Below are 20,532 nucleotides of genomic sequence, written 5' to 3'. Positions count from 1 at the left end.
AACACTATTTACGAATAAATACTAAAAATGAAACATTGGGTAGAAGCAGCACGTCTGCGAACATTGCCGCTTTCGGTATCAGGAATAATTGTAGGAAGCATGTATGCTTTGGCATATCCAACAGAAAATGTGCTAACGCCGACCGAAGTTTTTAACTGGCAGTTATTTGGCTTTGCCATACTGACAACACTCGGACTTCAGGTGCTTTCCAATTTTGCCAATGATTACGGCGACGGTATCAAAGGAACCGATAATGAAGATAGAGTTGGCCCAAAACGCGCCATACAGAGCGGCGTAATTTCTCCTGAAGCCATGAAACGAGCCATTATCATTACGTCTGTCCTGACTTTTATCTCGGCCGTTTTATTGATTTATTTTGCGTTTGGAGAGAACAATATCGGCTATTCCATTTTCTTTTTGATTTTAGGCATTTTGGCTATTGCTTCCGCAATCCGCTATACGGTAGGAAATACAGCTTATGGCTATCGCGGTTATGGCGACCTTTTTGTATTCGTGTTTTTTGGATTAGTAAGCACGCTGGGCGTCAATTTTTTATATTCTAAAGAATTAGATTATAAGCTTTTCCTTCCGGCAATCGCTATTGGTTTTTTAAGTGTGGGAGTGCTGAACCTCAACAATATGAGGGATGAAGAATCCGATAGAAAATCAGGAAAGAATACCATCGTAGTAAAAATTGGCGGTGCAAAAGCCAAGAAATATCATTATTTTCTAGTCATTTCAGCTATGATTCTGGTGCTTGTTTTTGCAATTCTGAATAACTTTCAGTTTGACCAATACATTTTTATCGTAGCCTATTTCCCGCTGACAAGCCATTTGATCACGGTCTACAAAAATAAAGATCCAAGAATGCTCGATCCAGAATTGAAAAAACTGGCTATCAGTACGTTTCTTTTATCTGTGCTTTTATCGCTTTGTCTTATTTTCTTCCTATCGGATATTATTGTAAATAATTAAAAATCAGAATTATGAAAATTACTTTCTACGGACACGCAAGCCTCGGGATTGAAGTTGGAGGCAAAAATATCATAGTTGACCCTTATATCACGGCAAACGAACTGGCTAGCCACATCAATATCGATGAGCTAAAAGCCGATTATATCTTAGTAACCCATGCCCACGGCGATCATACGCTGGATGTTGAGGCTATTGCAAAACGCACGGGAGCGACTATTGTTTCCAATGCAGAAATTGCAGGTTATTTCGAAAAAAAGGGATTGAAAAGCCATCCAATGAACCATGGCGGAAGCTGGAAGTTTGATTTCGGAACCGTAAAATATGTAAATGCCATCCATTCGAGTTCTTTTAATGACGGTACTTATGGCGGTAATCCTGGCGGTTTTATTATAGAAGGAGAGCACAAAAACATTTATATTGCTGGAGATACAGCTCTGACGTTTGACATGAAGCTGATTCCGTTGCGAACCAAACTAGACTTGGCTATTTTTCCTATAGGAAATAATTTTACCATGGATATAGAAGACGCGATTATTGCTTCTGATTTTGTCGAATGCGACAAGATTTTAGGCTGTCATTACGATACGTTCGGATACATAAAAATCAACCACGAAGAAGCCAAAAAGAAGTTTTTTGACAAAGGAAAAGACTTGATGCTTCTGGAAATAGGCGATTCTATCGATATCTAGCAAAATCGATTCGCAATCGACCTTTCAGCTTTGTTGTACAATAAAGCTATTAATGAACCATTTACAAATGCATACATCAAAAATTGCACTTTTTCTGCTGTTACTTATGGCCCAGTTTGCTTTTTCCCAGCAAGATGGCTATTGGGACAAAGATCGTGCGACTACAAAAGAAATTATTGTTTCAGCAGGAGACAGAATTACTGTAAGGACCGAAGACCTTCCGACTGGTACGACCGAAATCGTCTACAGGATCACGCTTCTTGACGAAAACCAGCAGATGGCGAACAGCCTGACTTCTTTGCTAAAAGCAATTCCAGATCCCACAGGAATCAGCCAAGGTGCTGCAGGAGCAGTGTTTTTGACGTCTAAAATTTCTGGCGATGATAAATGCACATATGGTATCTTTTCAAGCAATGCTCTTGCGAAGGAATACAAAGAAAAAGGAAAAACAGAGAACGCCTGCCTTTTTCAGAGTACTCCTGTAAATAAAGATGCAAGGCGTCTTTCGATGGATAAATCTTCCTGCCTGAAAGCGGGAATGGAGTATTTATGGTTTGGTTTTGAAAGTAAAAACTGGATCATGAAGCAGAAGATTATCCTAGAAGTCGTGCCTTGGGTAGATAATAAATTAAGCCGTGGCTGGACGACAGAAAATCGCCAGACAATTATCAAGCAGGTCAAAACATCGGAGTTGGCTAAAAAAATGCTCAACTCTGACGACTTTTCGCTTTGTATCCTTGAAAAAATGCAAAAAAAATACAAATTTCAAGAGTTCCAAAACCTTATGGCGATTGAAAAAGCAAAAGCCTTCAAGGATTTTGGAAATGCGTGCCTCTCTGAAAAACCAGCAAACAAATCAATCTTGACGTCAATCCGTTTGGATGCGTTGCACTATTTCAAAAATCGAAAATACGAACAAGCTATCGATTTATTGCAGACCGGAATTATTGAAAACGGCAATGCGACTGTTTTGGATTACAATGCTTTAGGTCAATATTATCTGTATTCAAAACAATACGATAAAGCGTTGAAAGTATTGAAAGAAGGCGAGGAGCTAGACGGTTCTGAATTGCTGATTCAATTGAATATGGCGCATGTTTATCTGCTAAAAGGCGATTACAAAAAAGCAAAGCAAATCCATAAAAAATATAATGGGCAAAACGTAACGACAGCCCTATCTTGGAAAAATAAAACACAATCCGACTTTGAAGACTTAAAAAAAGCAGGATTCAAAAACGACGATTTCGACAGGATTATAAGACTTCTCGAAGATTAAAAGTATAAATAATGCTCAAAGCCTCCTATAAAAAGCATATTCTTGATTTTAAGCGACCATCAGGTACATCGCGAGGTGTTATGACCCAAAAGGAGACTTGGTTTCTTATTTTGGAGGAAAATGGCAAAATCGGGATAGGCGAGTGCGGCATTCTCAGAACACTAAGCGCAGACGACAGGCCTAACTATGAAGAAAAGCTGCAATGGACCTGTGAAAATATCCATCTCGGAAAAGAGACGCTTTGGGAATCGCTGCTAGAATTTCCTTCCATACAGTTTGGAGTAGAGATGGCGTTCCAATCTTTAGAAAGCGAAACGCCTTTTTTACTGTTTTCTTCTGACTTTACAAAGGGCAAAAAAAGCATTCCAATCAATGGCTTGGTTTGGATGGGAGAACCTGCTTTTATGAAGGCACAAATTGAGGAAAAATTGGCGCAAGGTTTTAATTGTATAAAACTTAAAATTGGAGCCATAGATTTTGAAAAAGAACTCGAATTATTACGTTTTATTCGTCAAAATTATGATGCTTCAACCATCGAAATCAGGGTAGATGCTAACGGCGGATTTTCTTCAAATAAAGCTTTATATAAATTAAACCAATTATCTGAATTTAAATTACATAGCATAGAGCAACCTATACAAAAAAATCAGCATGACAGTATGTCAGAGCTATGTAAAACGACTCCTCTTCCGATTGCTTTGGACGAAGAACTAATTGGTGTTTTTGGATATGCCGAAAAAGAAGCATTGTTGCAAAAAATACGGCCAAAATATATCATTTTAAAGCCAAGTTTGATAGGTGGTTTTAGAGGTTCAAAAGAGTGGATTTCGCTTGCTGAAAAATACAATATCGGCTGGTGGGTTACTTCCGCTTTAGAAAGCAATATTGGCTTAAATGCTATTGCACAATGGACATTTTTGCAACAGAATCCAATGCCCCAAGGTTTGGGCACTGGCGGTCTGTATACTAATAATTTTGATTGTCCTTTAGAAGTAAGTAACGGAGAATTAGTTTATAATCCTGCCTTGGACTGGAATATAGGTTTGCTTCTAGATAAATAACTACTGTTTCGTTATAATCGGTGCGCTCAAGCAGCTTTCAGGAATCGCGAAAGCATTAACTAAAGGCACAGCATTCTGCCTGATTTCCCAACATAACTGATTTACGACTTTTCGAATGGCTTTTGTTTTTACACCTTCCATGTAGCCTTGCTCCAGATACCAGCTTGCGTTTTTTTCGAGAGTTGACAAGGCATAGAGTTGGCAGAGTTTCTTCAGGATTGCTTTTGCGCCTTCGTCTTTCGTTTTTTCAACTTGAAGCTGAAACTGTTCCAAGACAATTCGTTCCAAATAAGCCTGACTCACATTAATCAAATGATGCTGGGCGATGTTAAAAGCATCAAATGAATCCAAGCCACTATCCAGCAGCTTTTTGATACGTTTTGCCGCAGAAGCCTGTATTTCCCTTTCACGGAACTGAAAAGCATGAATGTGGAATTCGCTATCAGCCAGATGGTTTTCGTCCGTATTTCGAGTCGCAAAAGGATTCTTATAGGTAATTGAGGTCTTGGCTTGGTCTACGACATAATTAAAAAGGCTCAAGGCGTTCATTTCGCCAAACTGATTTTTGAATTCTGAAAGTCGATTTTTGGCAACGAGATTCATCAAGACAGTATTATCGCCTTCAAAAGTGGTATAGACTTCCGTATCATTCTTCAAAGCAGCAAATCGATTTTCAGCCAAATAGCCTTTTCCGCCACAGGCTTCCCTGCATTCCTGTATGGTATCGCGCGTGTTCCAAGTAGAATAGGCTTTCATGCCGGCTGCCAAAGCTTCGATTTCCTGCATTTCCGATTCTTTTCGGTTTAGGAATCGTTGCGTAACATATTGCAAGGCAAAATGTATGGCGTAGGATTTAGCCAGATAGGGCATTAGCCTGCGCTGGTGCATTCTGTAGTTTAAAATTGGGACTTCTGAGCCGCCTTGAGGGCCGAACTGACGTCTTTGGTCGCCATAGCGGATGGCAATTGTCAAGGCTGATTTGGCTGCCGCTAGTGCCGAACGCGGAATTCCAATCCTGCCGCCGACTAAAGTGCCGAGCATGGTAAAAAAACGTCGGTTATCACTGGCAATCGGGCTTTCAAATTGTCCTTTGCTGTTTATAGAAGCAAAACGGTCGAGCATATTTTCTTTCGGAATCACGACATTGTCAAAATAAATAATTCCGTTGTCTACACCGTTCAGTCCCATCTTTAGACCGCAATCTTCAATAGTGACACCTTCGTGCACCTTGTTTTTTGAGTCGCGGATCGGTACTATAAAGGCATTGACGCCATGATCTGTTCCGTCAATAATCAATTTGGCGAAAACAGTGGCCATCTGTCCGTCGCGAGCCGCATTCCCGATGTATTCTTTTCGCGCTAATTTATGCGGTGTATTGATCGTAAAGGTTTTTGTCTTGTGGTCATACGTCGCTGTGGTTTCAAGCGATTTTACGTTAGAACCGTGATTCGTTTCGGTCATGGCAAAACAGCCCGGAAGACTGAGCGTTCCGACTTTTTTCAAATATTTTGCATAATGTTTTTCGGTTCCAAGCGATTGGATGCTCATGCCCCAAAGTCCAAACTGCACGCCAAACTTGATGACAAGGCTCAAATCGTGATAGCTTAAAGTTTCCATGATAGAAAAATAAGCTTCTACATCGTCTTGGCCGCCATGAGCTTTAGGATAGGCAGTAGATCCCAAGCCTTCTTTTGCCAAAATTTTGCACCATTTCAAAACTTTTTCGCGATAGACCTCAATATCGGTCGATTCCTCATATTTAAAAGTGGGGCGACTGATAATTTTTTTGACCTTATTGATCGTTTCGGCCTGATTTCCATCAAGTATTTCTGTGAGTTTTTCTATAGAGAAAGTTGCTTCGGTAGCGTATTTTGAAGTAATGGTGTCATGTCTTTCTTTGAAGACATATACGGCTTCGTTGCTGATGATTCCTAATGATTTTTCTAAATTTTGAAGATAGAAGTAGAGCGGCTTTAGCTTTTCATTGCTGATTTTAGGATTGTCGAGCAGGGCTAATTTTATGGAGATATCTGTCAGCAATTCTTCTTCGCTGTCTTGATTTACGGCTCTTTTAATACTTTCTTTCCAATCCTGCAGTTCGGTTCTTGACGGAGGATTATCGATATTTATTTTAGAAAGAAGTTCTTTTTTGTCGGCTTTTGTCAGCCAGTCTTGGGTGTTGATGGATTCCTTAAGCAGGTTTGTTTCTTTTTCTGTCAACACATCATCAGACCAAGCGATATAAAATATAGGAAGGAAGGAATTTAAAATTGGATTTGTCATAATGGAATAATTTCTAAAAAAGCTGTGTAATTTCTAGCCCTTTAAAATTAAGCAATTATGATCGGATAAGGTTTAAATGTATGTTAATTAAGAATTTTTCTGTTGGTATTTTCTCAAAGATTCCAAAGCCTGATGCTGTACTTTTTTATGAAGGAAGGAAGACCATCCTAATAGCAAGCCGGTTGTTCCTAAAGCTTGTTTTGCCCAATTCCAGAAATCAAACGAATCGGTATGTTTGATAATCAGGCCGTCCTTAAATTCAAAGGAAGCCTTTATTTTGTTGATTACTTTTCGGTTGGTTTTTGTGAAAAGGTAGATTGCTGTCCATTGTGCCGTTCCTTTTTGAGCATCTGCCTTGATGTCGGAAAATTCTACTTTCAGATTTCCTTTAGCCCTTTCAATCAACATATACCACATATCTGAGGCGTCTTTTCCTTCGAGTTTTCCGAAAGCAGGATCTTCAAAAACGATATCTGGATGATAGCAGCTTGCCATTGTTTCTGCGTTTTGGGCTGCAAATGCCGCATAGAATTCTTCAATAATCTGTTCGTTGGTGTTCATGCTTGGGATTTTGAATCATTAAAAGTAGGCAAAAAAATACAATCGTTTACGGAGTATATGCATCTGACCAATCAGTCGAGCGGATAGCTGAGACTTTATTTTCGTTATTTAGCGTTACCTGAAGTTCTTTTTGTGCAAATTTTCTCTGGTAATCTGCCTTATATCTGAAAATAAGCGTGTTGTCAGAATTGTTTTTGATGACCTCAACCAATCTAATATCTTCAAACTGCCCATATTTTATCGAAAATTTTCTACAGGTGCTAGACAGTTTTTCTAAAGTCGTATTTTGGATTACCTTGTCGGTAGCTTCTTCTTTTGTAAAAGGCTTGAACTTAGAAGTGTTGCATGCATTCAATATCCTTTTTCCTAAATCATACGCCCTGCTTTTTTGGGACGGGCTTACTTGCGAAAGTTCTAGTTTGGCTATTTTAGGTGCCGATGGCTTCGATTTGCAGGCTGCAAGAACAGCAATGCAGAGCAGCAGCAGGAATAATTTTTTCATAGTGTGTTTCTTTTTCATTTTTTTTTATTTGGTAAAAAGCCAGCCTGAAGAAGCTGGCCTTAAACAAATAAAATTTAATTCTTTGGCTTTTTGATTTCGACAGACGCATCATTTTTAGAAACGTTCACGTCTGTTTTGCTCTCGCCATCTTTTGTGTTTACCTGAACACCGTCTTTTCCGACAGAAACGGTAGTTCCGTCATTATCTTGCTTTTCAGCTTCTGTCTTAGGCGACGGAGTCGGAGTTGGGTTTTCTACAGGCGGCGTCTCCGGAACTGGATCAGGAGTTTTTTTGTCTTCTTTACAGGAAGCGAACGCTAGCAACGCTATGGTTCCCAATGCGATAAACGATTTTTTCATTTTAGTCTAGAATTTTAGGTTATTATTGTTTTCAATGTACTCATTTTAACTTAAAATCGCTAGAATATATTGTTTTATTTCTAAAATTTAAGAAGATGTTAGGAATTGCCCTGCAAGCAATTCATACGATTTCTTGCGGTCTTCAAAATTTTCTGCTATGGTGGCAATCATGATTTCATCGGTTTCATACTCGTCGGCAATTTTTTCGATAGCGGCCTTGAGCTTTTCCGGAGTTCCTGCAATATAACGCCCTTTGTTATAAGCAATCCGTGCTTTCTGCTGCAACGTATAGCCCATATTTTTTATTTCTTCAAAAGAAGGAAGTTCTCCGGCAGCACCCGCTTCAATATGCAGCATTCGATAATCGAATTCTGTAATCCAATCGGCAATCTTTTGTTCGTCTTCAGAGCAGAAGGCAAAGATTCCGACATTTACTTTCGGTTGTTTCAGCTCGGCAGAAGGCTTAAAATTCTGGCGGTAGAAAGCCGCGACCTCTGGACCGCCATCAGGATTTATAAATTGAGCAAACGACAATGCCATTCCGAAATGGGCCGCAAATTGAGCACTGCCGCCACTGGATGTCAAAATCCATAAATCTGGAATTTCTTCCGGACACGGATACGATTTTACTTTTTCATGTACCGTATCGGCTAAGGTTTCATTCCTAAGAAAGGCTTGGACATCGATCAATTGCTGGAAAAATTCTTTTTCACTAAAGGTATTAGAAGGATTGAGCAGGTGAGACGACAGCCTGTCGCCGCCAGGAGCACGTCCAATTCCTAAATCAATTCTTTTTGGGAAAAGCGTTTCCAACAGTCCGAAGTTTTCGGCCACCTTGAAGGCGCTGTGGTTGGGAAGCATGATACCGCCCGAGCCAATCTTTATGGTTTGTGTCTTTGAAGCCAAAAACGGAATCAATACTTCGGGAGCCGTGCCGGCAACCATCTTAAAGTTATGGTGTTCTGAAACCCAGTAGCGGGTGTATCCTAGTTTTTCTGCTAATTGTACTAATTCGCCGGATTCTTGCAACGCTTGTTTTGCTGTTCCGTTTCTCCTGACCTGAGATTGGTCAAGAATGCTTAATCTGATATTTTTCATACTTGTAAAGGTAAGAAACTAATCACTTTTGACGGTTTCTGCCAAAGGCTGCAAGGTGTTATTTTTTTCCTAAAAATTTCCAATGTTAAGTTTTTGCCTGAAGTGAAAACTTAACATTGGCGCATCTATTAATGGCTTAAATTTGTTAACGTTAAATTTACAATATCGTAATTTTAACGAAACATGAACACTATTTCCAGAATCTCAAAATCATTGTATAATACTAATCGATAACCCTATGAGTCAAATAGCCGAAAACAATCCAGAAAACGCCCCTGAGAAAAGCCAAGATACTCCAAAAGCCACAGCTACTCCAGTTGCGAAGCAAGAGAGTCCAAAGCCTGCTTCAGCTCCGAGAGCTAGAGCGCCAAGGCCAGCCGCTGGTACGACAGCGAAAGCTCCTGCAGCTAAAACTGCGCCTGCAGCCAAACCGGCACCCGCAAGAATAACAGCTATAGCGGCTAAAACGGCTGCCGCTAACCCAGCCGCTGCAAAGCCTGCTGCTACGACAACAGTAAAAAAAGCAACTCCAGCGGCTACCAAAGCAGCGCCAAAGGAAAATACAGAGGCTAGTGCAAAAGAAGTTGAAAACGCATTAACGCCTATCCAAGATACTCAAGCGAATACCGAAGAAGCAGTACAGGAGGATAAAAAGAAAAACAAGAAAAAATCTAAAAAGATGAAAGAAAAGGAAAAAGCCAAGGCTAAAAAAGACAAGGAGAAAGCAAAAGCTAAAAAAGCAAAACTAAAAGAGAAGGAAAAAGCCAAGGCTAAAAAGAAAAAAGATAAGGAAAAGAAAGAAAAAGCTAGAAAAAAAGCAAAGGCTAAAAAAGTAGCGAAAGCTAAGGCAAAAGCAAAATCCAAAAAGAAATCGAAGAAGAAAAAATAAAGGAAATAAAAAACCGATGATTACTAGTCATCGGTTTTTTTGTGTATATCTACACCGTAAGTCTTATTTTTTTAGGCAAGGCCGCTCTTGCCGTATAAAGCCAGATTTTATAAGCCCTGTAATAAAAGTTTTTAATCAAGGTAATTGCATAAAACTGGCCCCAATAACTTTCAATGTGCCGTCAAAGCGTTTCCAAACTCTAAAATATCTAAATTTTCCTTCTAAAGGCGTTCCCATCATTTTTCCTTTCGCTGTCATTGTAACGATTGAAAGCGCAGTGTCGCCCATTATTCTAATGTCGTCAATTTCTGTTGAAGCATCTTCAATAATCATTGTTTTTGCTTTATGCGAGTTCAAGTCCATTTCTTTAGTTAGAATTTGTCCTGTCGGTGCAACTGCAACCAAATCATCGTGCAATAGTTGGTCAAGTAGGTCTACATTGCTTACAAGTTGAGCCGAAAAAAGTTTGTTTTCCGCTTCAAGGATATTTTCTCTGGTGATTTTTGTTTTGTCCATATTCTGATTTGTTTGTTGTAGTTTCGTCAATCGTTACAATCGTGTTATTGATTGTTTGTCCGTGATAATTTCTAATAGTCAGCCAAGGACTGTCCGCCTGACAAATTATAAGTTATAAATATAATTATTTTAATGCCTTACTTTTTCAAGATTATTTTTGATGTTTCACCAGCAGTAGCAATTTTTACAATATAACTGCCAGAAGGCAATGCACCAACATTAATAGACTTGTCTTTGACTTCTTTTGTGTAATCTTTAATAAATCGTCCACTCAAATCATAAACCAGAATAGAATTGATACTGAAATTTCCAGTTTCTATTTTAAGAATGTTGTCTGTAGGATTCGGGTAAACTTTTAGATTATCCTCTAAATCAATACTCTCTTTGGCCGGTTTATTTGTCTCATTGTCTTCCATACATTCTGATTCGTCTGGTTCGATTATGATATATTTAAGCTCCTTGTCAGAATTTAGCGGATTCAACAACATCCAATAATCTGAAGTAGAATTGATGTCGATTGATGGACTGGCTATATAGGTATTGTAATTATTGTAATTTGAATCGCTGGTATTATTACAAACATAGCTTCCAAATCCGGCCCAAGCATCCACATCATCTTCGCCATCTTTTTTTATGGTAACATAATAATCATTATTGCTTGTTGCTGATGCTCCAGAACCTATATTCCTGGTAATTAGTTTGATTTTGAATCTTTTTGGAAGACCATTTAATTCGCCAGTCTCACCACTCAGCTTCTGGCTTATCTGTATCTTGATGTATTGATCCTTTGCCAATTGAATGCTTTTTGGATTGAAAGTTGCTTTATGGCCGTCGGGGTCATGAGCTAAGTCTGAAATGTTAGAAGGGTTGATGATCATAGCGCCATTCAAGTCATTTTGCAAAATATTGGTATTGTTAAACCCTCGCCATTCTCTAAACGAAAAAACATTTGCGATATTTATAGAACGTGGCCTATCTTCATAACTTATAGGGATATTTCTTTTCAATATTTTGGTAGGAGAGTTTTTGCAGAAACTTGATGGAGGTATTTGATTCAAAGGAATTGCTAACGGAGCGTCGTTGAGATTCAAACTTTTAAAATCCTCGCAGATTAAATATAGAAAATCAGCACCCGTGCTTAATCGGTTTCCGGTAATATCAATATTATAAGGCACAAATTCTGTTTCTTCAAGCCCGATATTGGAACAATCAATATACGCAAGTGGATAAACTTCTGGAAATTGTTCACTGTGTGCATTCTCTAAAAAATTGTCTCTTATAATGACATATTGATTGGTCGTTTTTATAAAAGCACCTGTATGAGCTGTTCCTTGGTAAGATAATAGGTCATTATGCGCTATTAGTGTTTGCGAGCCAGTGGTGTCATTATCCTTGTCTTTTAAGTCTAGAATAGCATACTGTTTAAATATTTGAACCCTATTGTCATGTATATAGTTAATATCGCAGCCTTTTAATTTAATTCCAATATCGAAAGATTCTATTAAATTTTCAGAAACCGTAGAATCAAAAACTTCATAAAGATTAATAGCAATATCTGGAAAAGTTCCCGATCCTCTATCATGGCTGAAAATACAACGGGTGATCTTAATATTCAAGATTTGATTATTTTTTATTACAGGTGTTGTTTCATTATTAAACTTAATTCCTTTTTTGCAATGAAAATAAAGATCTTCAAAACTAGAATGGGTGGGGAAAGAGTTGTTACTGATCATAGAAAATACATATTGATCAGCATCAGAAATTATATTTGTGCTTCGACCATTTCCATAAATAATATGATTAAAATCCATGGAAAGATTTATAGTTCCATTTATTATATAATCACCTTTTTGAAAAAATACCCTTGGGCAAAAGTCTACTGCTTTCTGTATGGCATCTGTCCAATACGTATCAGCAGGTTTTTTCCACCATTCAGGTAGTGCTTGATCAATTTTTGGACTTCCCTTTACGATACCTGTACCGATACAATTGAATAGCTGAAAAGCACCAGCGTCCAACGGACCTTTAAGGGTTAGTATCACGCCGCTATTTATGGTAATAACAGCCCCTTTATAAAATTTTAAAGAAATATTAGAAGGCACGGTAAGATTTGCCGATACTGTTATGTTGCTGTTGATATGAAGGGTAGCATCATTAGTACCTATGCCTGTGACAGCTGCAGATAAGCTCGAAAATGATGATGGTGAAGGTGCTGTGGCTGTAATCTGGTAAGTTCCTGTTTGCGCAAAGCAGCCAAATGATGAGATTGCAAAAAGTAAGAAATAATATTGCTTCTTGAAAGAGGGCATTTTCCTAAAATTAAAATTTGTTTTGTCCATTGTTAAAAGTTATAAGTTGTTGAAAAACAGTGAAATATTGGATAATAAAATCCAAGCTTTATCAAATATAAAGATTTATTTAACACAAAAAACCTACAAAACTACAACCCTAAACAATTTTATATCAAAAACTACCTTAGTTGAAAGCTGTCTAAAGCGGGCGATTTTGAGGAGTTTTCAGGACTAGCAGTTGCTGGAACTGTCGCGGTTATTGGCACAGTAGGATTTGACGGGGCCATAGTCGTCACTTTCCGCAACACCGGCACTGCATCGCTTACTTTTTCTTTGAGCAGGACATTGGAATTGGAAGGAAACTTGGTTGACCTCGCAGGAGGAGCGGCTATTTCCAGATCGTTTTCAGAACTTGCAGACCGGAGGCGCCAATCTTTTGGTCAAAAACAACGATACGACCCAGCCGGGCAGCTATCACGTCGAAGTGAACTACTAGCTTCGATAAAAGAAAGAACCCTATTACCCTGGGGTTTCTTATTATTTTCTGTGCGTTTTGGCACTTTTTTCTTCTTCTTTCTTTTGATTTATTTAAATAGGCTTTCTTCTGTTTATATTTCATTTGATTGAAAATAATCTAAGTTATTTCCCTTTGTAAGAGCTATGATTATTAATGCGTCTGTGCATTTTAAATGTGCTATTCTGATTTATATTACTGATTTAAAGCTGATTGATAATTTCTTTTTTAAGCAACTGACGAATTGCTGGCTGTAAGATAATAATATACAGTATTTTGAAAAATAAATGAAAATAATCTAATTTAATATTTGTTTGATAGATTTATTTCTTATATATTTGCACTGTAATCATTCGATAATAGCCATTCAAAAGCCTTGTTGTCCGGAAAACAATCCAGAGAATCATATTAGCCACGAATATTACAAGAAATAAATCTTATAATTAAAAAAAGTAAAAATGAGTACAGAAATTAAAAACACACTCTTCCGATTCGTTACCATGAGATCGCCAGAGCTATCTGAAGAAAAAAACAAAGACAAACGTTTTGTGTATCGAAGCGCAAATGGAGTAACATTTGACAACGCTGTCGCCAACAGGCCGAGCAACAAGACCAAGTGGCAATCTATGGCAGATGCTTCTCCTTCTTTCGGAGCCATAAGCGAAGAAAATCTAAAATCTATCAATGCAGAACTATATGTGCTGGCTGTATGGATGGCAAAGAACAAATATTCGTATACTGAAGCAGACCTGAAAAAAGAGGTTTTGAAAGTTACAACAGGCTTGACACCATCGCAGCTGACTCTTTTATGGGACAATCTTTTTTACCAAGTAGTTACGCAGAAAAGCTTTTATGCTAAAGAAATCATCATGCAGTTGCTTGTCGCGAATCATCTATTTAGAAACTATGATGAATCGAATAAGCCATTGTCTAAACAATTGATGAATGCAAAAGTTGTCTTGCCTAAGCAGCTATTCGTAGAAAACACGTCTTCTGCTCCGATTGTTGCAAGAATGGCTGCAAGAGGTGAGTCTGAAGAAGAAGCACAAATGTCGCTGCCTAACGATGAGATGCGTCAATTTCAAGCAATTTCCTTGTCGAACATAAATATAGAAAGACAGAATAAGCTCAAGAAAGAATTGCAAAAAGTAGAAAAGGCCTATAAAAAGGAATATCAGGTTTCCTTTGAAAATGAACAGCTAAAATACCAGGCAGAAATACAGCCTATTATTGATGATTATCATAAGAATGTGGAAGATGCCAAAACCAAATGGTGTTCTGTGAGAAATCCTGATGTCCCGTTTGATGCGGCAGACCCTTGCAATGAGCCGCCAGTTGTTCCGATGCCTAAATTGCCTGCTTTTAATTTTAAATTCAGAAACGAAATTGATTTGGAACATTTGAAGTCTGTATTATCTGCACCAGCTTTTGATACATTGCTTGAAGTATTGGAAATAGAGACAGAAGACGAGCCGGAAAAAAAAGAAGAAGGCCTTGCGGCTAGAATCATTCCAGGATTGTCGAGCGATACTAGTCTAACGTCGTTCCAAAATGTTTTCACATTGATTGAAGATCAGGTTTCTACTAATACGCAGACTATCATCAGCCATACGCCTCATCAAGGAAATACTTCAATAAGTGTTGGAGGAGTTGTTATTCCTACGACAAATAATGTTACGGCTGGGATACTTCCTTTTTCTTATCAAGCCTGTCCAAAAATCTACAGTAGTAACGCTAATGGCGGTACCTACGTAAACTTTGACGTTTCTTTTACGGTAGCTGATTCTTCATGGCAGATTTCGGGAGTTGAGACTACGGTCGAAAAGTATTCTGGAGAAAAGGTGGTTCGTACTGCTTTTACGCAAAACAGAAACGGAAACAGCATCATGCTGACCAATCTTCATAATGATGCGCTTACGACAGGTGATTTCTACTACGTGATGAAGAATCTTACAGTAGCAATTACTTTTACGAATGGAGCAAAAAAATCGTTCACGACTGATTTTTGGCATACGTTGAATTGTGCTACGGGCAGGATGCTGACCATCTTAGAGCCGCAGCCAGAAAGCACGCCGTCGGTTCCCTCTGTACCTGCTACTGGGGCCGATGGATCGTTTATCCCTTCTGGATTTGGAGTAAAACAGCTTGGTATTGCCGATTATAAAAAAGTAGAACAGACTGTTCAAGGATATGTTGAAGGCGAAGTGGCGGCAATCGAAAACGTCATGGCCCGCGAGTATAAGGAGAAGGCTACCCGCAAGCTCCGTAGAAGCGAAAATACGACGACGTCTACCTCTGAAAGAGAAAAAGAACAGTTGTCGGATACGACCAATACGAGCCGTTTCGAAATGCAGAGTGAAGTCGCAAAAGTGTTGCAGGAAAGCAAAGATCTTTCTGCCGGAGGAAACTTCGGAATGGAATGGGGCGGCGCTACAACAGGAGGTACCAAATTTACTCTGGGTGCAAATGTCAATATGGCTACGCATACTTCTAGAGAAGAAAGTACGCGCCAAGCTGTCAACCAAGCCAAAGAGGTAACAGAGCGTGCGATGGAAAGAATCGTGACTAAGGTAAAAGAAGAACGAATCGAGAAAATTATTGAAGAGTTTGAAGACAATAACAAGCACGGTTTTGATAATACGAAAGGCGACAAGCATGTCGTAGGAGTTTATCGCTGGGTTGACAAGGTTTATAAGAACCAGATCTATAATTATGGAAAACGCTTGATGTTTGAATTTATGGTTCCAGAGCCTGCCAAGCTTCATATATTGGGCATGTCTGAGAATGGAGGATCCAAATTGATTGAGCCCGTAGATCCAAGAAAATTTGTTGACACGCAAGGAACGACAACTCCGCTAAACTTAAAAGATTTTACGTGTGTAAATGATGCTACAGTAAAATATTGGGGCGGAAAGCTAAATGTTGATTTGGATGCGAGTCCTTCGCAATTCTTAAGTGTCGGTAAAGAATTCAATTTCTCTGGATTGATGAGTGGTGGTAATTCTTGGTCTGATAAAGCCAATCTGACTTTGCCGGAAGGTTATAAAACGGTTGATGCGGTAGTTACTGTATCTAGTGCTGCCATGCAGACCAGCTGGGGTAAATCGATTGGTGTCAGCGTTGGAAACTTGAGATACTATTGCGGTTCGTTGAACGACAACTGGAGATTATATCCAAAAGATGGCGAGGCTTTAAATGCTTTTGAAGGCAATATTCCAGTTTCTGTTTTCTTTATTACGCATCACGTAGGTATTGCCAATGTTAGCGTCAAGTTAGAAAGAACAGCCAATAAATACCAGCAATGGCAGCAAGAAACGTTCAAAGCGATTATTGATGCTTATGAAGATGCAGTTGTAGAATATGAGCAAAAATTAGCCGAAGAACAAGCCAAAGGTGTTGTTATCAAAGGTACCAATCCTGGCTTTTATCGTGAAATTGAAAACATGGTATTGCGTAAAAACTGTATCTCTTATATCATAGACCAGAATACCACAGCGAGAAGAACGTATGGAAAAGACATGACCAAACCTCTTGCTTCAGGTGTAGACAGATCTTTTGGAAACCATGAGATAAAAGTAGATGCTAATCTAGACGATTATGCTGCTTTTGCCAAATTTATTGAGCAAGCCTTTGAATGGGACATTATGTCTTATAATTTCTATCCGTACTATTGGGGAGCTAGAGAAGATTGGGCAAAACTGTATCAATATGATAACAACGATCCTTTATTTAGAAGCTTTATGCAGGCAGGTATGGCGAGAGTAATCGTAACAGTTAGGCCAGGTTTTGAAGAAGTAGTTAGCTATTATCTACAAACAGGCCAAATTTGGAATGGAGGCGAAGTACCGGTTATCGAAGATGAACTGTTCCTTTCTATCGTAGACGAATTGCGCGAGCCAGAAGGCCAAAAAGAAGGAAAAGCATGGGCTACAAGACTCCCAACTGCTTTGACCATTTTGCAGGCCGATAGCATTGGACTGAAAGTAGAGAAAGCATTGCCTTATGACGAAGACTTGTCAGACTTTGAAGACCCTGCTTCTGTACCGCATTCACCTAATTTCCATATCACGGGAGCACAGATGAACGGAGCTTCTTCAAAAACAGTTACCTTTTCGTATGAAGATATGGATAGTTTTGGTAATAATACTATTGGTCACTATGATTCGTATTCCAGTTTTCCAAGAACGTTCCGATGTATGGGAGAAGAAATCGTTATCGAAAGAGATGCCGCTTGGCAGTCAACAGATTCAGCGAAGGTTATCTATACGAAGCTAGCAGAACAACTGTCTCTGATTCCCGGGATCGATGCTCAGCAGTATACTTCAGCAGATAACAATGAAGCGTCTATCCGATTCATAGTGGACACGAGCGTAGTTCCGACATTTGTTTTTGAAAAAGAAACTCCAGTAACGGTTACGATGCCTGAACTGGATCAGGTAAAAGTTCTTTTCAATTCCGATTCTGTGAAGTTTACAAATCCGACAGCTTATTATGACAGGATTTTGGATGCTAACGGAACCAAATTAGCTTCTGCCGAAGTAAATACTTTATTGCCAATTTCTAGATTTTCTATATGAGCCAGATAAAGGCAGAAGCCATATGGCAGCACGAATTCGTGCTGCCATATATTTTAAATGACCTGAAAGCCAAAGTAGATGCGATTACTCCTGTAAGAGCTATTTACTTGCATGGTAGCAGGGGAAGGGTGTTGCCAAACGATTGGCGCCAATTGGAAGGTAAGGATTGGGACATTATGATGGTGTGTGATTTTCCGATCGTGAATTCACAGCTGTGGACAACTGCGCTGAACTATCATATCGACCTGACCATCACTACAGAATATAAAATCAAGAACTTTTTGCGAAACAATACCTCGGTTGTCGAACTATTTCCAAGCTATAAGTTGGCGATTTAAGAGTATTAACCATAAAAAATAATAATATGACAACAGATATATTTGAAGATTTTGACGAAGAAAGTCAGGATCTTCTACGAGAGTTGGATATGCAGGGCTTCGAAGCATTTCAGAACAGCGGACAAGTAGGTAATTTAAAAAATAATAGTTTTGAAGAAATTGCTTATGAAAAAATATATGGAGAAAATAATTCCTGTGGTGAATATAAAGATGAATGGACAACTAAAATAATTGACATTAATGAATTATTGAAATTTATCAGGACAAATAGACCCTATAAAAAGGCTTTTTATTTTCCAGCTTTCTTAATTCCTACGCTTAATCCACTGTCTTCGAAGAGCCCTTCGGCAATGATGCTGAAAAGTTTTTATGCTTCGGTTTCTAGTGATAAGACAATCTTTAATTATGAAGATGAAAATCGTAAGATAAAAAGGCAGGGAAAATTAGAAATCAAGCTTAATTCTAGAGCCTGTCATGTGAACTTAGATAAACCCGGCTATCTTTTTAAGATAGATGCTGCAAAAAAGAATCTAAACTTTCGGATTGCTTTTGTCTATGAAGATGCCATGCATTTAAGAAATTATGACGTAACGCCAGAAGTTGAAAATGATTTTGTATTAAGAGATCAATTCAATGCGATTATTATAAAAACAGACGATGCCAATGCATTTGTGGCATTAGCCGAACACACGGGATCAAAAGAATTTGTTAAGGAAAAAATTAAAAATGCTTTTGTTGAGGCTCTCAAAATAGCTAAAACGGGAAGTGAATTGAAGTTTCTTTATGAAAATATTCCTGACTTTATCTTAAATCAATTAGTGTCTCTTTTGAAAGAAGAAAGACTATGGGATCATGTGAATCTGCTCACAGATTATGATGATACAGGAACGTTTAGTAACTTTAAAGATAGCAGTGGTGCTTTAATGAATTTATTTAAGGCTTTTGGCAACTCTTTTTATATAATCGAAAAATTTAGTGAAGACCAAGCTTTTTTAAAAAGAATTTATGAAAACCTGGATGGAAGTTCAGAGTTTATGGGACAGGTCACAAGCAACAGGATAATTTTTGCTAGTATGATAAGTGCCTGTTGCATATATAATAATAAACTGAAGACAATAGGCAAGGTCTTTTATTATGGAAAAGGATATAAAATAGATTCCGATATTTCTTGGTTTAGTGACGAAAAGGAAGATGAATTTTACTTAAAGCAACAGAAAATCGTAGAACATACCTATCAACAGCCCAATACTGAAACTGATGAGTTTGGAGTGACTATTCCTTTAGGGCCTGATCTAGAAAGGACTTATTCTGAAACTGTTAATCAAGATCAAGGAAAGATGTATCACCCTTTAGATATGGTTTCTTTGGTTGATTATACTTCTGGTATTGATATTCCTATTCCCGTTCCAATTATTTTTGTAAAAGCACTCGCTGGCGAAAAAGAAATAAAGGATGTTGAGCTCGCTATTCGCATTGGATTTGATATAGTAGCTATCATTGCAGGTGTAATTGTAATGGCAACTACTGCAAATCCAGGGGTATTTGCTCTAGCTCTTGCAGATGTAGTACTAGCTACTGGCGATGTAGCTATAAATGCCAGTCGGAATGAAATTTTGGAAACTCCTGGAGGTGCTGAATTTTTAGAGACTTGGGAGCAAATTTATGTGGTTGGAGGTATTATAACAGCCGGCCCAGCACTTCTACAAAGCTTTTTTAAAGCAGGCGCAGGGCTGTTAAGAACAGCAAATGCGATTAAAAACTTTAAGGTTGCCAATTTTGCTAGAGCTTGTATTACAAAAGTCATCCTTGAAATAAATATTGCTAATTTTACTCAAAATACAGTAAAAGAGATTCTGTACGGTGAAGAAGCCTTAAAGCTTTCCGGAGTCAACTTCAAGATGGCAGGAGTCACCAGATTACAGCAGGAAGGAGTTTTATTCATTAAAGGAATTGATGCAGAAGGAAAGGCGGTTGCTTATGCTGCAATTTATAGAGGAGAAGCCATTGCAAATGGTACAGCTAAAGAAGTCAGGGAAACATTCAAAGAAATTTGGGCGGCAAAAGGTGCAAATTTAATTGAAAAGTTAAACGAGATTTTTGATTTAAAATACCTACCAGATGAAGTTCTTAAACATGCTGATGAAGGAGCTTTCTCATTGCCAGGCAACCCTAAAAAGAGTACTGCTCCAGGAAAAATGCTCGGTGGTGGTCATGGGCAAACCAATATTGTTAAACTCGAAAGCTTGGGCAGAGAATACAAAATTGAACATACCTATAAAAATGGTGTAAGAATCGGTAGTGTTGCAGGGCATGATAGTAATTTTAAAAGGTTAGTGGTAGGTGAAAAAATAACTGGACAGTCTTGGTTTCCAAAAAAATGGGGTGTAAAAAAGATAAAACAGGCTGGGCAACATGTTATAAATAAAAATTTCGAAAAGTTTAAAACTCTAGAAGATGGGAAGCCTATTTTTGATAATTTTGAAGGGGTAAGGGTAGGGGTTTTAAAAACCAAAGGAAAGCCAGCAACTATATTTCCGGATAATGCGATGCAACCTATAGCAAAGAGTAAAAATTTTGAATTAAATCCTTATAAAAATAACTAA

Annotated in this window: 16 protein-coding genes; 9 read left to right on the top strand and 7 right to left on the bottom strand. The window is 38.3% G+C overall.

Annotation, left to right across the window (positions count from 1 at the left end; translation table 11 throughout):
• The first annotated feature begins 27 nt into the window (after positions 1-27).
• From menA to GGR22_RS10740, 4 genes are all read left to right on the top strand, one after another.
• Positions 28-975: a 1,4-dihydroxy-2-naphthoate octaprenyltransferase gene (gene menA, locus GGR22_RS10755; RefSeq protein ID WP_182493665.1), complete on the top strand. Its 948-nt coding sequence runs from the start codon at positions 28-30 to the stop codon at positions 973-975.
• 11 nt (positions 976-986) lie between these two features.
• Complete coding sequence (locus GGR22_RS10750) at positions 987-1,664, top strand: metal-dependent hydrolase (protein WP_121376445.1); 678 nt, start codon at positions 987-989, stop codon at positions 1,662-1,664.
• 67 nt (positions 1,665-1,731) lie between these two features.
• The gene (locus GGR22_RS10745; protein WP_182493664.1) at positions 1,732-2,940 is read left to right on the top strand and encodes a tetratricopeptide repeat protein; all 1,209 of its coding nucleotides are present in this window, start codon (positions 1,732-1,734) and stop codon (positions 2,938-2,940) included.
• An 11-nt stretch (positions 2,941-2,951) separates the two neighbouring features.
• Positions 2,952-4,001 (top strand): o-succinylbenzoate synthase, encoded by a 1,050-nt coding sequence (locus GGR22_RS10740; RefSeq protein ID WP_182493663.1) that lies wholly within the window; start codon positions 2,952-2,954, stop codon positions 3,999-4,001.
• Here GGR22_RS10740 and GGR22_RS10735 read toward each other — a convergent pair whose 3' ends face one another.
• From GGR22_RS10735 to GGR22_RS10715, 5 genes are all read right to left on the bottom strand, one after another.
• Positions 4,002-6,284, bottom strand: coding sequence for an acyl-CoA dehydrogenase family protein (locus GGR22_RS10735; RefSeq protein ID WP_182493662.1), 2,283 nt, complete (start codon positions 6,282-6,284; stop codon positions 4,002-4,004). It lies immediately after the preceding gene.
• A gap of 87 nt (positions 6,285-6,371) precedes the next feature.
• Positions 6,372-6,845 (bottom strand): nuclear transport factor 2 family protein, encoded by a 474-nt coding sequence (locus tag GGR22_RS10730; RefSeq protein WP_182493661.1) that lies wholly within the window; start codon positions 6,843-6,845, stop codon positions 6,372-6,374.
• 46 nt (positions 6,846-6,891) lie between these two features.
• Positions 6,892-7,365: a hypothetical protein gene (locus GGR22_RS10725; protein ID WP_246336951.1), complete on the bottom strand. Its 474-nt coding sequence runs from the start codon at positions 7,363-7,365 to the stop codon at positions 6,892-6,894.
• Between the two features lie 56 nt (positions 7,366-7,421).
• On the bottom strand, positions 7,422-7,706 hold the full coding sequence (locus GGR22_RS10720) for a hypothetical protein (protein ID WP_182493660.1): 285 nt from the start codon (positions 7,704-7,706) through the stop codon (positions 7,422-7,424).
• Between the two features lie 87 nt (positions 7,707-7,793).
• The gene (locus tag GGR22_RS10715) at positions 7,794-8,804 is read right to left on the bottom strand and encodes an LLM class flavin-dependent oxidoreductase (RefSeq protein ID WP_121376439.1); all 1,011 of its coding nucleotides are present in this window, start codon (positions 8,802-8,804) and stop codon (positions 7,794-7,796) included.
• A 238-nt stretch (positions 8,805-9,042) separates the two neighbouring features.
• On the opposite strand from GGR22_RS10715, the gene GGR22_RS10710 reads away from it, so the two are divergent.
• Positions 9,043-9,693: a hypothetical protein gene (locus GGR22_RS10710; RefSeq protein WP_182493659.1), complete on the top strand. Its 651-nt coding sequence runs from the start codon at positions 9,043-9,045 to the stop codon at positions 9,691-9,693.
• Positions 9,694-9,828: 135 nt separating this feature from the next.
• Here GGR22_RS10710 and GGR22_RS10705 read toward each other — a convergent pair whose 3' ends face one another.
• Both GGR22_RS10705 and GGR22_RS10700 read right to left on the bottom strand, forming a co-directional pair.
• The gene (locus tag GGR22_RS10705; RefSeq protein WP_182493658.1) at positions 9,829-10,209 is read right to left on the bottom strand and encodes a nuclear transport factor 2 family protein; all 381 of its coding nucleotides are present in this window, start codon (positions 10,207-10,209) and stop codon (positions 9,829-9,831) included.
• A gap of 137 nt (positions 10,210-10,346) precedes the next feature.
• Positions 10,347-12,548, bottom strand: coding sequence for a T9SS type A sorting domain-containing protein (locus GGR22_RS10700; RefSeq protein ID WP_182493657.1), 2,202 nt, complete (start codon positions 12,546-12,548; stop codon positions 10,347-10,349).
• 319 nt (positions 12,549-12,867) lie between these two features.
• On the opposite strand from GGR22_RS10700, the gene GGR22_RS17185 reads away from it, so the two are divergent.
• From GGR22_RS17185 to GGR22_RS17110, 4 genes are all read left to right on the top strand, one after another.
• Positions 12,868-12,996: a hypothetical protein gene (locus tag GGR22_RS17185; protein ID WP_262888878.1), complete on the top strand. Its 129-nt coding sequence runs from the start codon at positions 12,868-12,870 to the stop codon at positions 12,994-12,996.
• A gap of 476 nt (positions 12,997-13,472) precedes the next feature.
• On the top strand, positions 13,473-17,591 hold the full coding sequence (locus GGR22_RS10695; RefSeq protein WP_182493656.1) for a hypothetical protein: 4,119 nt from the start codon (positions 13,473-13,475) through the stop codon (positions 17,589-17,591).
• Positions 17,588-17,929 (top strand): hypothetical protein, encoded by a 342-nt coding sequence (locus GGR22_RS10690; RefSeq protein WP_182493655.1) that lies wholly within the window; start codon positions 17,588-17,590, stop codon positions 17,927-17,929. Before GGR22_RS10695 ends, GGR22_RS10690 begins: the two co-directional genes overlap by 4 nt.
• Before the next feature lie 26 nt (positions 17,930-17,955).
• Positions 17,956-20,532 carry an EndoU domain-containing protein gene (locus tag GGR22_RS17110; RefSeq protein ID WP_220477651.1) on the top strand — a complete coding sequence of 859 codons (2,577 nt, stop codon included), beginning with the start codon at positions 17,956-17,958 and terminating at the stop codon, positions 20,530-20,532.

It is taken from the genome of Flavobacterium gossypii, assembly GCF_014138495.1.
GTDB classification, from domain to species: domain Bacteria; phylum Bacteroidota; class Bacteroidia; order Flavobacteriales; family Flavobacteriaceae; genus Flavobacterium; species Flavobacterium endophyticum.
Note: the sequence above shows the minus strand (reverse complement) of the source record. Positions and strands in the feature narration are given on the sequence as shown.